Origin of the sequence: Aliikangiella sp. G2MR2-5 (assembly GCF_015687155.1) — a bacterium.
Taxonomy (GTDB): Bacteria; Pseudomonadota; Gammaproteobacteria; order Enterobacterales; family Kangiellaceae; genus Aliikangiella.
Map to the genome: position 1 here is coordinate 149,956 of NZ_JADPQF010000007.1, position 16,227 is coordinate 166,182.

10 protein-coding genes are annotated in these 16,227 nt (G+C 42.1%); 6 read left to right on the plus strand and 4 right to left on the minus strand.

Annotated elements, in window-relative coordinates; genetic code table 11:
* Positions 1 to 136 precede the first annotated feature (136 nt).
* Positions 137 to 1,690: a choice-of-anchor X domain-containing protein gene (locus IYN84_RS18845; RefSeq protein ID WP_196140820.1), complete on the plus strand. Its 1,554-nt coding sequence runs from the start codon at positions 137 to 139 to the stop codon at positions 1,688 to 1,690.
* Between the two features lie 279 nt (positions 1,691 to 1,969).
* Positions 1,970 to 3,184: a VCBS repeat-containing protein gene (locus tag IYN84_RS18850; RefSeq protein WP_196140821.1), complete on the plus strand. Its 1,215-nt coding sequence runs from the start codon at positions 1,970 to 1,972 to the stop codon at positions 3,182 to 3,184.
* On the opposite strand, the gene IYN84_RS18855 is transcribed toward IYN84_RS18850, so the two are convergent.
* Positions 3,113 to 3,796: a helix-turn-helix domain-containing protein gene (locus IYN84_RS18855; protein ID WP_196140822.1), complete on the minus strand. Its 684-nt coding sequence runs from the start codon at positions 3,794 to 3,796 to the stop codon at positions 3,113 to 3,115. The two genes, IYN84_RS18850 and IYN84_RS18855, sit on opposite strands and share 72 nt — an antisense overlap.
* A gap of 168 nt (positions 3,797 to 3,964) precedes the next feature.
* Here IYN84_RS18855 and IYN84_RS18860 point away from each other — a divergent pair, with 168 nt between their 5' ends.
* Positions 3,965 to 4,183: a tautomerase family protein gene (locus IYN84_RS18860; protein ID WP_196140823.1), complete on the plus strand. Its 219-nt coding sequence runs from the start codon at positions 3,965 to 3,967 to the stop codon at positions 4,181 to 4,183.
* A gap of 207 nt (positions 4,184 to 4,390) precedes the next feature.
* On the opposite strand, the gene IYN84_RS18865 is transcribed toward IYN84_RS18860, so the two are convergent.
* Entirely contained in the window at positions 4,391 to 8,854 is a 4,464-nt protein-coding gene (locus IYN84_RS18865) for a two-component regulator propeller domain-containing protein (protein WP_196140824.1), read from the minus strand.
* A 390-nt stretch (positions 8,855 to 9,244) separates the two neighbouring features.
* Here IYN84_RS18865 and IYN84_RS18870 point away from each other — a divergent pair, with 390 nt between their 5' ends.
* Complete coding sequence (locus IYN84_RS18870) at positions 9,245 to 10,102, plus strand: enoyl-CoA hydratase/isomerase family protein (RefSeq protein WP_196140825.1); 858 nt, start codon at positions 9,245 to 9,247, stop codon at positions 10,100 to 10,102.
* Positions 10,103 to 10,267: 165 nt separating this feature from the next.
* On the opposite strand, the gene IYN84_RS18875 is transcribed toward IYN84_RS18870, so the two are convergent.
* Complete coding sequence (locus tag IYN84_RS18875; RefSeq protein ID WP_196140826.1) at positions 10,268 to 10,672, minus strand: hypothetical protein; 405 nt, start codon at positions 10,670 to 10,672, stop codon at positions 10,268 to 10,270.
* Between the two features lie 252 nt (positions 10,673 to 10,924).
* On the opposite strand from IYN84_RS18875, the gene IYN84_RS18880 reads away from it, so the two are divergent.
* A complete protein-coding gene (locus tag IYN84_RS18880; protein WP_196140827.1) occupies positions 10,925 to 12,949 on the plus strand; it encodes a TonB-dependent siderophore receptor in 2,025 nt (674 codons plus the stop codon).
* Positions 12,950 to 13,032: 83 nt separating this feature from the next.
* On the opposite strand, the gene IYN84_RS18885 is transcribed toward IYN84_RS18880, so the two are convergent.
* The gene (locus IYN84_RS18885; RefSeq protein WP_196140828.1) at positions 13,033 to 14,103 is read right to left on the minus strand and encodes an AraC family transcriptional regulator; all 1,071 of its coding nucleotides are present in this window, start codon (positions 14,101 to 14,103) and stop codon (positions 13,033 to 13,035) included.
* A gap of 243 nt (positions 14,104 to 14,346) precedes the next feature.
* Between IYN84_RS18885 and IYN84_RS18890 the strand changes: the two genes are divergently transcribed.
* Positions 14,347 to 16,164: a tetratricopeptide repeat protein gene (locus IYN84_RS18890; protein ID WP_196140829.1), complete on the plus strand. Its 1,818-nt coding sequence runs from the start codon at positions 14,347 to 14,349 to the stop codon at positions 16,162 to 16,164.
* Positions 16,165 to 16,227: the final 63 nt, after the last annotated feature.

Genomic DNA, 16,227 nt, shown 5'->3' on the forward strand with positions numbered 1-16,227 from the left:
CGATTATTCTGAAGAGGCAAACCAGTGCATTCTAAAACACCTCATGGGCAACGTTTTATTCTGCTACGGGCTGCTATTAATTTATTGCCTTATTGGCTTCTGTACTATACTTGATCGAAAATCTCAGGATTTTCATGTGAAAACTCAATTAACACTGGCTGTATGTCTACTATTTGTTTTTGCTTGCGGAAACACAAGCTCGCCTCCACCGCCCTCTTTTGAGGAGCCAGCTACAGAGCCGGAACCATCTTCAAACTGGGAACCTTCACTCGTTAGTCGCTGCGAGATCGGTGAAAATGTTTCGCCGATTCTGGCCTCTGCAGCGGAGGTATTACCGGAGGCGAACTTCCGAATGATCGAACCTTCAATTTTGTATGTCGATCAGACTTTTACCTACCTGATGAAAAGTGATGCAGGAACTCCTACTATTTACAACTATCAACTCGACGAAGCAGGATTTAAAGTAGTCAATGATACCACGCCTGCAACCATGTTTGATGATGGTACCCATGGTGATCTGGTGGCCAGTGATGGTATCTATACCCGCGCCTGTATGTATTTACCTGAAGAATATTTAGCTAATGCGCCATTTGTCAGCAGGCTCGATATATGGTTTATCAAACCTGAGTACCGCGGGACTCAAAGCCTTCAGTCAATTGCAGATGGCGTTGCCGTGAATGAGGCCGGATTCTTTATTGAAGTTGGTGATGATTATAACAACCGCGCCAAAAACAACTGGCTGCTGCACTCGCCTGAGTCCTGTAAAGCCTGTGAAACTGCCTGGTCGATAGCCGGTGACGTTTTTGACTTCTTTGTTGTCAGTACAAGAGACGCACATAATGGCGCCGGATACGTTCGAGTCCATGACAATATCGAAGGAACCGGTTTTAATCCGCCTTGTGAACCCCGCTCACACTGTTACAACATTATCGATGAACAGGAACATCAAAAATTAACCGGCATTATCTGGAGTGGCTGGCCGGGAATTGAAGGTATGAATCATGAACTGGGGCATGGCTTGCTTGGGCTGGATGCCAGTAATTTCCCTGGCGAAGGTATCAGAGCCTGGAACTCAGGCGATAATATGCACCTCGACAGCGATACCACTGTAACTGGTGAGCTGGCTGGTCCATTCTGGGATCCTGACAGGGGATGGCCCTACCCTGTTGTGTTTGAGACTGCTCCTGGAGTCTTCGAAGAAACCTATCTCATCAGAGATGAACAGGGGGATTTTCGACTCGAAATCATGAACGATTCTCGTAATGTGTGGGCAGATATTTTTCTTTACATGATGGGATTACTTGAAGCCGAGCAAGTAACCAGCACCTACTACAAGCTGGTTAATCCATCCCTTGAAGGGTGCGAAACCCAGGAGTACTACTTACTGTGCACGAATAACCTGGTCACTGCAGAAGAAACAATTGCATTTACAGTCAATGACTTTATTGGCCAGTTTGGACAACGAGTGTTACCAGAAAATTTTGACCCGAGTCTTCTAACGCTAGGGATTTTGCACATCAGTGACAGGGCTCACACCGATGCAGAAATTGTCTGGTTTACCAATATTTTTAGCGAGTTTGCCGGCGCAGAAAACCTTCAGCAAGAGTGGGGATTCGGAACTAACTGGAGTAAAGCGACCCGAGGGTTATCGCGGGTAGACATCGATGCTACCAGCATACTTCGACCATAAAATATTTGAACATTAAAAAGGGCCCATCAATAAAAGGGCTTGCCATTGAATAAACTCGTACATCCTCTACTTGAGGATCCTTAACTCGTTGAAGTTTTATACCTGTTTGCCTTATTCCGAACGCCAATCAGGCCATCGCCTATTTCCGTCGTCTCATCTTATAGCACTTGTTTTAACTGATAAAAATTTTAGAATTAAATAAAACCACTGTCCGTAAACGAAAATAACCAGTCTTCGTCTTTTGGAATGACAAAACTTCCTTTTGGGAGCGACAAGCCGATGCAATTTCGACAAACAGTTTTCTGTTTCATACTTTTATTAACAAGTAGCGGGTTACAAGCAATAGAGCTGAGTTCGAGAAAGACTGTTGAGGTAGGAAAAAGCCCTAACAGAGTGTTGGCAGTTGATATGGACAATGATGGCCAGGATGAGGTGATAGTTTCCAGTCATGCAGAAGGAACCATCAGTCTATTAACTTTTTCTAGCTCGAGCACGTTGCTTTCCAAAAAGATTTATGAAGTTGGCGCTAACCCGTCTGAACTGATCGTTTTTGATATGAATAGAGATAGTTATAAGGATCTGATTATTGCTAACCACGAAACGAACAGTTTTCATATTTTGTATAACGATAAAGAAGGCGCATTTGAACAGACGACAATTAGTACATTTTCAGTAAGTTCTGCCCCTCACATTCATACTCTGGGTGTCGGAATGTTTAACAAAGACGACTTTCCCGATGTTGTCGTCGACAGCTGGGCGAACAGCCAATTGCTGATATATTTTGGTAAAGGTGATGGCAGTTTTGAACCGCAACCACAAGTAATCGATGTCCATGAACAACCAAGAACCAATCTGGTGGTCACCAATATCGATGGAGATAATTTATCCGATATTGTTACCCCGGCTTTCAGGCGAGATGGTGTCTCCGTAATTTTGGGCAGTCAGCTCAATGATGCCAAGCGAGCTAACAAAGCAAAGCTCTTTAGCAACGCCGCCAAAGCTTTTCTGGTGAAGACTGCTGATGTCAATGGCGATGGCAACCAGGATATTCTGACCGTGCACAGGGGGTCCAGTTTTAGAGACAGCAATGGAGAAGGTTTAACATTGTTACTCGGTAATGGCAAAGGTGAGTTTGAAATGGCTGAAGACTTTCCGCTAATGGTGACCGGTTCACCTTCCTTTGTGGCCATAGGCGATATCAACAAAGACTTTATTGCTGAGTTGATTACCGCCAATTATCGAACCAACGATATGACTGTCGTTTTCTATGAGCAAACCAACAGACGATATCAGCAACGCTCTTTTCCGGTTGGCAAGAGACCGGAAAGCGTTGCGATCGGCGATATCGATGGGGATGGAGAAAATGAGGTGATTGTTGCTAATCGTGAGAGTCATTCAATTAGTCTGTTAGATTTTACCAGCTTAAATCTCTTCAGCAGGCGGCAAATCAGCGAACACACTACAACAAAGCCACTCGCGAATATTGCGCGTTAATGCCGGTTGGCCGTACACAGTCATCAACTTGTCGTTAATTGCGTTCTTATAGGAGAGATCTCCCATCCAGCAATCAATCATGGTTTTCAGGTCGGTCGTTAAATAGACATCAACTTCCTGCCCCGGATTTTCCAGACAGGTATCCACTTTATTTTCTTTGACTACCAGCCACCAGCTATTCAACTTATCGAGATCGGTAAACTTGAAATGAATAACCGATTGACCACCGGGAAAATATTCTGCCTTGATACTGCGCTCCAAGTAGAGCATCAACAGACCCACATCCAGATCGGTGTCTTTTAAATCGCCGCGAGCCCAACGCATGCCCCATTGACCAACCGCCAGAATAAAGGGCAAAGTCTCTTTTCCGGCCTGAGTCAGAAAATACTCATGACCATTTTGTCCCGCTATTTTTTTGCGGACGATAATCTCCGCATCGGTCAATTCCTTTAACCTTTTGGTCAGTATGGTGGGAGAGATCAAGGGCAGTCCTCGTTGCAGTTCATTGAAGCGCCTTGCGCCCATGTGCAATTCACGCAATACCAGCAGCGTCCAGCGCTCTCCTATGAGCTCCATCGATTTGGCTATAGGGCAAAACTGTCCGTATTCCATGGTCATTCACTCCTTACGACATAATTTGTAGTTGGTTACTACGTAATCTGTAGTTAAATGCTACTTTGTGCGGAGTTCTTTGGCAATGCTGTTTTCGTTAATCTACACACATCAAGACATTACTTGATAAACCCAAAAACTTAACGAAATTGATAAGAGGAAAATATCATGCCATTAGTTACTGTTCATTTAATCGAAAATGTATTCACGGAAGAAGAAAAAGTAGAAATGATTAGCAAGCTCACCGATACAATGGTTGAAATTGAAGGCGAAGCCATGCGCCAGGTGACCTGGGTGAAAATAGAAGAAGTTCCCGAAGGGCAATGGGGTATTGGTGGTACCGCGTTAACCGCACCAATGATTCACCAGATGAAAAAAGCCAGTTAAGCGCGGCAACAGGGTTAGTTGTGGTCTAACGTCCCCTTCAAAGAGGCTTGCTTTCAGGGTAAGCCTTTTAATTTTTTGGTAAATTTTTGCTGTTACCAATGCAAACAGATGAACAGAGAGATACGGCTCTAGTCCTTCTGGCTTCAAGGAGGTCTCCTCTGCTCAAGAGATTAATCTAACGCTATACGAGGCGATCTTTGCAAAGCACTACAAGTTAGTCCAGGTCGATATTATATTGGCGACAGCCACCCTGTTAAGGGGTTTAATCAAGAAGTCATTCATACCCGCATCAAGGGATTCATCGAAGCTGTTTTTCATGGCGTCAGCTGTCACCGCAATTATTGGTGTTTTTACATTTTGGCCGTTCGCTCTAATCTTCATCGTCGCCTCAACACCATCCAAAACAGGCATTCTCATATCCATAAAGATCAAATCATACTCAGTTCTGGATGCAAACTCGACCGCCTTTTGACCATTTTCAGCGATATCACATTGGTGGCCTAATTTACTTAAAATAGACTTAACAACCATTTGGTTCACTGGGTTATCTTCGGCAACCAGCACGCGGTATGAGCTCTTATTTATGTCGATCGTGCTGTTATCTTCACCATCGACTGTATGAAAAAATTGGGCAGGCTCAACATTGTCGAAAAGGCGCTGCAAACATTGTTTAAGATGCTGAGGCAAAACAGGTTTATGCAACAGGTAATCGATGTCAACATCTTCCCGGATCTTTTTTCGCTGCAACTGAATATTTTTTTCCAGAATAACGACCTTAAAACCTGAAGACTTAATTTTCGCTACTGCCAATTGCAGTCTGGAAGGTGATAAATTTTTGAATCCACTATCGATAAATAAAATCATATCTCCATCATTTGATTCCTTTAAAGCCATTAGCTGACTACCCCATAAGTCGACGTCTTCTTCACGCGGCGCCTCAAAGGCTTGCGTTTCTATATAACAGTATGACAATGCATCAGATAACGACTCCCCCACTTTGGGATTTTCTGTCACGACAATCGCATGAATACTTTGGACATTTTTTATTGAATAGTCATCCATGACTTTTTTGCCGCTACCGGCAACAATATTGAAACTAAAAACGGTGCCCTTATTAACTTCACTTTGTAAAGATATGTCTCCGCCCATCAACTGCACCAGGTCCTTTGCAATCATCAAACCCAAACCTGTTCCGCCATACTTTCTAGTTGTCGATACATCAGCTTGCGCATATTTTTGAAACAATTTGCTTTGCTGCTCTTGCGACAAGCCTACACCACTATCAGAAACATCAAACCGGAGGTTGAGAAAATTTCTTGACGATTTCTTTTGCTGGTCAAGATAGCATGCAATGATAATTTCACCCTTTTCGGTAAATTTGATTGCATTGCTGACAAGATTTGTTAACACCTGATTCAACCTTGTCGGATCGCCAACCACATACTGGGGCACATCATTGTCAATGCGACAGATGAGCTCTACCTCATTTTTCATGCGCAGGGCGTTGGTTGTTACACAAGTTTCCAATAGAAGCATCAGGTCGAACTCGATCGTTTCTATGTCTATTTTACCTGCCTCAATTTTTGAAAGGTCCAATATATCATTGGTTATGGCAAGTAAGGACTCTCCACAATTTTTTACCGTCAATGCGTATTTTTGCTGAAGGGTATCAAGTTCGGTATCGAGTAACATTTCCGTTACCCCAATTACCCCATTCATCGGTGTTCGAATTTCATGGCTCATATTGGCAATGAAATCTGATTTAGAATTATTAGCTAGAACCGCTTCATCTTTAGCTTTTTGTAGCGCTGCCTCATTTTCCTTTTGAGCGGTAATATCCAGGTAGCTCCAGACCTGACCGACTGTTTTACCTTCGACTCGCTGAGGCTGAGAAAACCGCTCAAAAATGCGGCCATCCCTACACCGAATCAAATCATGATTCTGATTTCTAATGCTATTATTTTCTGGCAAATGATCATCTGAAATTTTTTCTTCATGCTCAATTTGATTTGCAATAACATTCAATATTTGTTGTCGTTCATTGTAAGCATCGGCGTCATTTTCAAGCCCCCACATTTCGGCTAAACGCGCATTAAATCTTTGGACAACGCCGTCGTTGTCCAGAACCAAAATGCCATTTGCACTCGATTCGAGTGTTGCTTCAACTAACGATAAGGAACGATTCAGGTCCGCTGTGTGTGCTTTGATTTTTTGTCTCAGTATAGTCGCTCTAGCTTTTAGAGTTCGAGTTCTAATTTCGAAAGCCAGATAGATTACGAGTAATCCAGCAGCAACCAGACAAAGCTTAAACCATAGTGTTTGATACCATGCTGCCAACTGCCTTATATTGACTGACACCTGATTATCAGACCAAACGCCGGTGCGATTGGTTGCCTTCACCTGCAAGGTATAATTTCCAGGCGCCAGATTGGTGTAACTGGCAATTCGATAGGTGCTGCTTGTTTCTATCCAGTTATCGTCATACCCCAATAATCGGTATGCGTACTGATTTTGCTCTGGCTTGGAAAAATCCAGCGATGCAAATTCGAAACTAAAGCTTTTAGTGTAAGGTTTCAATTCCAGTGAACCGGTCACATTCAGCCTCGTCGGCAAGTTATCAACGGCGATATTGGTTAAAACAATGGGCGGTTTGAATTTCCATTCCTGAAACAATGCCGGTCGCACAAGTAATAAACCTGAAGTACCACCAAATAATAAATCATCATTTGATGTCCTGAGTGCGCTACCCGCCCAAGAATTGCCAATATCGATGCCATAATTCTTATCCAGCTTTACGGCATAGTGATTATCCATTCTTCTTACCGTTTCAAGATGCCATAGTTGGCCAGCTTGATCGAATAGCATATTCTTCGCATACGAACCTTTGTCTCCAACAAGTGAAGAGGGAGTATGCTCCAGGCTAACAATCGCTTGATACTGATTAACAACTTTATTAAGCCCATTCTGACAACCAAGCCAAAGTTGATCATTTTGATCAACAATTGGGCTCATAACCGAAGTGCAACTTTTTGCAACAAGCGCAGGATTGCTAAATTCTACTTTTTTGAGAAGACTCTCCCCGGACCGGATCCGATACAAACCTTCCACCGTCGCAAACCAGACAGCCTGTCGAGACTCTTTGATGAACACCACCTCTGATGAAAAAGGCGTACCGGGATCGCCTTGTGTCGCTATTTGAGTGAAGTTATCCGTTTGTGGTTGATATAAGGCGAGGCCATTTTTATTAGCCACCCATATACGCCCATCCTTTGATCGATGTATCTTGGTAATAAAGTTTCTGTTAAGCCCATCCTGTTGTTGATAATTCTTAAACGTCTTATTTTTCAACGAGTATCGGTATACACCCGCGCGGCGAGTTCCAATCCACAATGTATCCTGATCTGACTGCAACATCGACATCACAGTATCATCACCCAGACCTTGTCCGGTTTGATTAGGTCGAATGCCCTCAACAAAGCCTTTTTCCGGGTGATAGATATCAATCCCGTTTCCCATAGTACCAATCCATACTTCTCCTTGACTGGTTTCAAGGAAAGATAAAATACTGTTTCTGGAGATAGAGTTTTCTGCTTCATACAGGACGCGAAAGGCAGCATTCGTACTATTAATACGATTTAACCCTCCTCCCCAATTACCTATCCAGGTCAACCCCGAGCGGTCTGTATACAAAGCGCTAATATCGTTTGAATTAATCCCGTGTTTTGTCCCGGATTTATAAAGAACATGTCGAGTAATTTGCTCTGTGGCAAGGTTATAAACAAACAATCCGCCGCCATAACTGGCTAACCAGACTTCCTCCGGATTAGGCTGTTCGAAATCAAATATCCACTGCTTTCGAATGTCCTTTAAGGCGTTACCTTTTGATTTTATTTGATGAAGCTGACTATTCAAATCCAGTCGAAAGGCCCCTTCTTTAGCGGTTCCTATCCAGTGATTGCCAAGTCTATCGCGAAACTGTTTAAAGATATTAAACTCAGACAATGGGGCTAAAGCCTTAGGAAAGTCGACTTTTGATGTAGACATATTCAGCCTGACCAGACCTTTCGCTCCACCGACCCAAAGATATTCGCCGTCGATTAGCAAAGAATTTAAGCGATTAGTTGGCAAGGAAGCCGGATTATTGGGATCATGAAGGATTCGATTGAATTGACCGGTTTTCCAGTCCAGATAATTGAGGCCACTAAATGTCGCAACCCAGATCCCGCCTTTCGAATCACTGACAATACTGCGAACATGATTTCCGGTCAGGCTATTGTTATCATCTTTTTTATGACTGTAAGAAACAAAGTCCTGAGTTTCCTTCCTGTATAAGGATAGTCCGCCATACTTTGTCCCAACCCACAGATTGCCAGAGACATCAATGTGGAGGGTTAACACACGATTATTGACCAGCGAATTCGGATCTTCAGGATTGTGTATAAATCGTTTAAATTGATAGCCGTCATACCTCACAAGACCGTTCTGGGTGGCAAACCACAAAAAACCATCCTGATCTTGAGTGACATCGGTAATAATGGCATCAATCTCTCCACTTCTGATTGATTCGAAATATAGTTTGCCCGCATCAAAAAGACTTGAACGGGCAACAAGGTTGCCTGGCCACAACAAACTGATTAAAACACCGAAGAGCAGCGAGTAAGTTCTAGACATCCAAAGATTTCAAAACCTTATGTAAACACCAAACAAAGAAAGCAGAATAACTTCTTAAGCTTAGACTATAGATGTAATAGATGCATATTTGGCTGCAAGGCTGATTCTTCAATTCAGCTCCATAGTAATTCAAAGTAAAGAACGTTAAATTCATTTATCATACTCGGTAAAGTCATCAATCAAACTGCCATTTCAAATCGAATTTCCAGTCAGCGCTCAGGCTCTTATGATCTCTTTTTTACTTTTAATTCCGCAATTAGCAAAAACAATCAAATAGGATTAATATATCTCCCTGTTACAGGTTCAGTTTTATATTGGTCGAACTGTTTAATTAGTCGAACTGTTTAATTAGTCGAATTATTTATAGACCATCAAACAAGGTAAAGACCGGTGAATGAATTACAGTTAAGTAGTAAAGCAGCAGGTTACATTGCTACAACCATCAAAAACCAGATACTCACTATCCTTATGAATCGGCCTGAGAAATTAAATGGTTGGACATTACCGATGATAGAAGCGCTGCAAGAAACTTTTAGTAAAGCGGCAAAAAACGATGCGGTCAAAGCAGTCATTTTTAGCGGCGCCGGTAATTATTTTTCTGCCGGGGTGGATTTGGGCGGTTCACTAAAACCGATGCATCCGAGAAAATTGCACCAGGCTATCAAAACGCTAAATCAGCAGCTTTTTGAAATATTTCTATTGTTTCCCAAGCCGATATTATCCGCCATTAATGGTCCGGCAATTGGCGCAAGTGTTACCTCCTCCACTTTATGCGATGCAATTATCGCATCGGAAAGTGCTACTTTCTCAACCCCTTTTGCAAAGCTCGGGGTTCCGCCTGAAGGTTGTTCCAGTGTTCAATTTCCACGCCTGTTAGGAGAACAAAACGCTCAAAGAATGATAGGTGAAGAAGGCTGGAAACCCAATGCGCAGGAGGCACTTGAGATAGGCCTGGTGCAATGGGTGGTTCCGCATCAGGATTTGCTAAATAGAGCGAATGAAATTGCTTCTGTCTGGATTTCAGAAAATAAGGCGCGTACTTTTCCAGGTGATACGCAAAAATCCACAAAACTTGCTGAGCTAAGGGCCATAAACATAGACGAATCGGTCAAAGTGGCGGATGGAATATTAAGTGCTGCGTTTTTAAAACAGCAGTCAGCTTTCTTCTGGAAAAAGAAGAAACGACTTCTGTCGATCCTGTTTTTTAATTTATGGTTGCTAAGGCCTGTTTGGAGTCGATTTTTATAATTAAAATTCTGACATGCCTGTACATGTCTCATTTTTCCAGAAATTTAATTCTTGAGTCTAATCATTATTTCTATTATTTCTATTACGAACAAGTCGCTCCAACAGTACATCAAGTTGATTTGCGCAAGCTATGTGCTTTGCAATGCCTATTCTTTCCAAAACAATTCAGATAGAGAAGAGACCATTGATGACTAACAAATAAATCTTGCTACCCTCAACCAAACTTCCAATTGTAATACTTAGTACCAGAATAGGAATAAATAATACCAAGAAGGTATTTCTATAAACCAGCTCTTCTTTGTACATTTTTAAATTAACCCGGCATTTTTGGATTTCATCTTGTGAGCAATTACTCGTCTTAAAATGACCATCAACCCAGTCAAGCATTTCTTTATTGACGTTATCTTCCATTGAAAGTAATTCAACATATCCTCCTTGCAACGTAAAAAAACAATAAAAGAAGCTTTTTATGCTCGCCCACTCCTTAACCCTGTACGCATGACGAATCTTAAAAAACTCACTATATACATTGGCTAAAACAAACTCATATTCTCTTTTGTCAGAGTTCATTTTTTCTCCTTATCTAATTATTGAGAAATCAATAACGATTGAATCGCGCTACCAACTTTTCTCAATAGAGACTGTATTTAAAGCCATGAATAATGTTTCCAAGCAGTATTGAATGCTGCTTTTGCACAGATTTACTATTGTTTTCAATGTGTTACACAAGTCTGCCGCCATTCAAAATTGAAAGTCAACTTTGACAGTTTGACCATCATGAACTATAGATTCCTTAGACTAGTCAAGGTGGAAGACTTTCCAATGAAAATCAAAATGCTCTTCGGTTCGTTACTTATCCTTAATGTAGCTTATCCCTGTTCATCAACGCAGGCCTATGAAGAAGATGAAATGTCATCCATTAGCCTGGAGGACTTGTTGAATATTAAACTTTCTGTAGCATCAGGTTCTAAGGGACTGACCTTAAGGGAGTCTCCCGGAATAGTGAGTTTGATCACTCAAGAAGAGATCGTCAACTCCGGCGCCCGAGATTTGATGGATGTACTTAATCTGGTGCCCGGATTTAGTTTCGCAATGGATGTTCAGGGTGTGGTAGGGATCGCCGCTCGTGGAAACTGGTCTCATGAAGGAAAGATTCTATTGATGGTCGATGGCCAGGAATTTAACGAACTATCCTTTGCCACACTTCAGTTCGGAAATCATTTTCCTGTTGAGAACATCGAAAGAATTGAGATCATTCGCGGACCGGGATCTGCAATATACGGTGGCTTTGCAGAAATGGGGGTCATCAAAATCACTACTAAATCAGCATCATCATTAAATGGAACCGAAGGCGCAGTAAGCTACAGCCAAATGAAAGAAAGTAGTGGTCGTTCTGGTGTATCCATTGCTACGGCCAACGAAATCGAAAGCGGACATTACAATGCAAATATTCACTATAGTTCGGGAAAACGAAGTGACAAAAACTTTACCGATTTTTACGGTGATACTTTCAATATGGAAGACAATTCAGATCTCGATAGTTTAATGTTGAATTTTGGTATCACTTACAAGGACTTTTCAGCAAGATTACTGCTTGACCGTTATGACATGACTCAACGCGATGTATTTTTTGTAAACTCCCCCTATGAACTCGAACAATCTTTTGAAAGCAATTTTTATGAATTCAAGTACGCCTGGAAAATCAATGAAGCATGGACATTAACACCAGAAGTAAACCTGAAGTCTCAGAAACCATGGCACTCCACATCGCAGGCGGCAATTGATCTGGATAATTCCGATCCTGACTCCTACGGACAGTATTTTGGCCAGGAAGTAGAAAGAAACACTTTCAAACTAACCGCCGATTACAATGTAAACGAAACAGATAATATTATTTTTGGCATGAGCTACTATGAGGACAAAGACAATACTGACAATCTAAAATACGATAACCTTGCGATATTTGGACAAGGCTTATTCAGTACCCACATTGGCAATTTCACCGTTGGTGGACGCTATGTTGATCACAGTGAAGCCGGAGATAATTTTCTTCCCAGACTCGGTTATACCAACTCATGGGACGATCTCAACTTGAAGGTGCTTTGGAGTAAGGCCTTTCGCGCACCAGTGATCCAAAATATTATCGATTTTAATGATCCGGAAGGCCTTCAATCCTCGATAGAGCCGGAGAATACAACGGTGTTCGAAATCGAAGTGGGTTACAAAATGAATGACAAGATCTATCTCACTGCTAATCTATTTGATATCAGTATTGATGATCCCATTGTTTACTATTTTATTGACTCGGACGCCTACAGAAATTACCCTAATGTCAGTACACAAGGTTTTGAATTTGAAAGTCGTTACAAAGATACCTGGGGATACCTGACATTATCCTACTCCTACTATAAAGTCTCAGAAAACAGTGTTGATCAATACGCGGTGCGAAGTGTTGATTCCAATCCAGACGATGACATTCTTGAACTTGTGACTGACGATGAATTACTCGGGATTTCGCCACATAAGTTTACAATGAATTTTTCGTATAATCTGGATGATGATTGGTCAATCAATCCCAGCCTGGTTTTTCAAAGTAAGAAGTATGCTTACACAGGCGTGACTGAGGACGAAGAACAATTAGTTGCCGAAGAGCTAGATTCAACAACATTGCTCAACCTCAATATAATCAAAAAAGGTTTTTTGTCGGAGAAAGTTGATCTCCATTTTGGCGGTTACAACTTAACAGATGATGATGTTATTTTTGTTCAGCCCTATTACGATGGCTTCCACGCCCCCTATCCTGGTCCCAGCCGGGAGCTTTATGCCAAGCTGCGTTTTAGCTTTTAGCAACCGACGGTTGTCCCATCAGACGTATTACTTATAATGAGTTACGTAGGTCCCCGTGTAACGATGAGCGCTTAAACAATGGTCTAATTTCCATTTTTCGCATATTGAGTCGGTGTCATATTTTCTAATTTTTTAAACGCAAGGTTAAAAGTCGACTTTGAATTGAACCCACATTCCATAGCGATATCCAGAATGCTGGGCCCCGTCCCCGCCTCGGCTTTGAGTTGCTGCTTAACCGCTTCGATGCGCAATCCGTTAATGTAGTCGTTAAAGTTTCTCCCAGAGACCTGGTTGATTGCCCAGGAAGTCTCCTTGACGGCGACACAAGCTTCCTCGGCGACTTGTTGCACGGTCAATTTGGGCGTCTTATACAATTGATTACTCGTAATTTTTTTGTCGATCACCTCAAACAGCTGCATCGCTAATAGCTTTTGCTCACCTTCAGCAGCCTTTTTAGCAACTTTTTTAGCAAAGTCTTTCTCACCCTCACTACTTTCATAATCTGTCAAGCCATCAAATAATTCAGGTTGTTTAACCGACTTCACTAGCAAATAACAACAAATTAAAAACAGGATATTGAGGTCGACTAAATACCAAGAATAATAAACATCATTATCCAGCAATGGGCGTATGTTAAGCCGCACCATATCCACCACCAGAAAGCCTATAATGACAATACTGGCGCTTGTGACCCACCCCAACTGCAAAGCTTCGGCATCCGAGCGAGAATTAAACACCGCCAGATCATAGCGTTGCAATAATCGATAGGATGCGACCAAATACATTAGCTGACTTATAGAGCCAAGTGCGACCACCCATTGCAAATGACTGGTAAAAGGAATCGAGAGCAGAGCTGGTATACAATGCTTTAGCCAGTTCCAGTGGGATAGCCCAGGCGCACTGGCCAGGCTCATCACCATAAAGTAGAGAATGGGTCCCATCAACAGCGTGAATGATGGGGTGATAAACAGAAACTGTTTCGATATGTCTCGCTCTTCCAACAGATTAAATGTCATGAGTAGCGTGAAATAAGCGAGCAGCAACACTACCCCCTTGAAGCGCTGCTTTTCAAAAAGAAGCGCTCCGCCCAATATTCCAAGAAAAATAAACAGGGTTTGAACTATATTGGCTAATGTAAAAGAGAACTCTGACATATTTTAGTATTTGTTAATCCATATTCAGAGGCTTATTAATCGCGGTGCCTGGTTATTAATCTTAGTGTCGTGTTATGAACAATGTTATGAACAATATCTGGATACCAATTAATACCTGGTTATGAATTGTTCAACAAAGCAATAATTTGCCAAAAAAAGCGTCCTAAATCCTGATTTCGGACGATTGGCTAGCCTAAAATGACTATATTGTCCCATATTGTACATTCAAAGAAAGGAAGTGTAATGCACCTTACCAGGGCAATCTATTTTTGTATCTTTACTGTGTTTGCTATTTTTTCAATTCACGCTGCGGCTAGCAATCATGTTTTAGAAACCAATAGTGCTTTAGAAACTAACAGGGTTGGCGAAATGACCAATAGTGCTATCGGTCAACATCCGTCTTTGAGCGAACTGGATACTCCGGCTATTTACTATACCAATCGGGAAAAAGCGCTAAAACTTGTCCGTGAAGAAAAGTGGCGAACCGCCAAACCGGTTCTTGAATCCTTGACCAGCCAATATGCCGACGACGGTGACACCTGGTACATCCTGGGACTCACCTATTTTCAATTGGGAGACTGGGAAAAATCGATTACAGCATTTAAAAGAACATTAGCTTTAGGTACTATTCTATCGAATATCCCAACGGGCTCAGCGCCTGCCAATGACATTATGATTAAAATTGCCGAGGCTTATGCTGAACTTGGAGACGAAGCCAACGCAATATCTTGGATAAACCAATCGTTACAAGCACGTTACGATGGGAGAAAAGATTTAGTCAACAACGATCATTTCAAATCCATGGCTAACTCTAAAGCCTTTCAAAAAACTTCTGGTAGTTTTCTTCCTGAGAATTTATCTCGAATTCAATCATGGCAATATGACTTGGAATTCCTGATTTCAGAAATAAAGCGACTCCATGTCAATCTCTACCACTCACTGGATAGAACGAAATTCGAACAAATGATAGTCAGTATTCGTAAGAAAATTCCTGAACTATCGGATCAGGAAATCGTATTTGAATTGATGAAGCTGGTCGCAGCGGTGGGCAATGGTCATAATTTTATTGTCCCTGCATACGCCAAAATAGGCACCTTTCATCAATTACCTTTGCAGTTTTATCAATTTAGCGACGGGCTTTTTATCGTCAAAGCTGATCAAGGATACGAGCAATTGGTTGGTAGTAAAGTCGTCGCTATCGGCAGCACCGTAATTGAAGAAGCCTTAACCAGAACTCAACGCATTAACGCGAGGGATAATGAAATGCAACAGCTGTGGCTCGGGCCTCATTATTTAGGAATGGCCGAAGTACTCAAAGGATTAGACATCGTTGATAATGCTAAGGATATATCGCTGATCCTTGAGAATCGTAAAGGCACGCGACAGGTGATAAAGCCCAGGCTAAAAGCGATGAGCTTCAATGGCTTCCCCAAATTGCCAGCGCTGGCGAATACTAATGCAATCCACAACCTGAGGATCAAAAAACGCTATTGGTATCAGGCGATCCCTGAGCAGTCAGTGCTATATATTCAGTACAACTATGTACACAACGACCCCTCTCAACCCTTTGAAGATTTCAATATTGAGTTACGTAACAAAATATCAGCGCTTAAAGTCGATAATATCATTTTGGATCTACGCCATAATGCCGGTGGCGATGGCAGCACTTACCCGCCTCTACTCAAAACGCTGGTGCAATTTGAAGCATCGAATCCCGATGGTAAACTCTTTGTGATTATGGGGCGGAATACTTTTTCTGCCGCACATAATTTATTACTGGATATCAACCGCCTTACCAGTCCAATACTGGTTGGTGAACCCAGTGGCTCCAGACCCAATGCCCTAAGTGAAGCCGGTTGGTTTAAATTACCCTATAGCGGAACCTGGGGAATTATTTCAACGCAATTCCATCAGGCGTCAAAAGCAGAAGACCATCGGATCTGGGTGGCACCACACGTCCCTGCCATGCTTTCTTCGAAGCAGTATTTTTCAGGACAAGATCCGGCGATGAATGCCATCTTTGAGATTATAAAAACCTACGCACACAAAGCTATAGAGTAAGTTTTAAATACACTACGGCTCCTAAACTCTCAACCCCAATACGAGCACGAGCACTGGTTCGTG

What these genes read in the sequence shown, in the direction of transcription:
- IYN84_RS18850 (WP_196140821.1), top strand. Translation starts at nt 1,970, where the DNA reads ATGCAATTTCGACAAACAGTTTTCTGTTTCATACTTTTATTAACAAGT.
- IYN84_RS18855 (WP_196140822.1), bottom strand. Translation starts at nt 3,796, where the DNA reads ATGGAATACGGACAGTTTTGCCCTATAGCCAAATCGATGGAGCTCATA.
- IYN84_RS18860 (WP_196140823.1), top strand. Translation starts at nt 3,965, where the DNA reads ATGCCATTAGTTACTGTTCATTTAATCGAAAATGTATTCACGGAAGAA.
- IYN84_RS18865 (WP_196140824.1), bottom strand. Translation starts at nt 8,854, where the DNA reads ATGTCTAGAACTTACTCGCTGCTCTTCGGTGTTTTAATCAGTTTGTTG.
- IYN84_RS18875 (WP_196140826.1), bottom strand. Translation starts at nt 10,672, where the DNA reads ATGAACTCTGACAAAAGAGAATATGAGTTTGTTTTAGCCAATGTATAT.
- IYN84_RS18880 (WP_196140827.1), top strand. Translation starts at nt 10,925, where the DNA reads ATGAAAATCAAAATGCTCTTCGGTTCGTTACTTATCCTTAATGTAGCT.
- IYN84_RS18885 (WP_196140828.1), bottom strand. Translation starts at nt 14,103, where the DNA reads ATGTCAGAGTTCTCTTTTACATTAGCCAATATAGTTCAAACCCTGTTT.
- IYN84_RS18890 (WP_196140829.1), top strand. Translation starts at nt 14,347, where the DNA reads ATGCACCTTACCAGGGCAATCTATTTTTGTATCTTTACTGTGTTTGCT.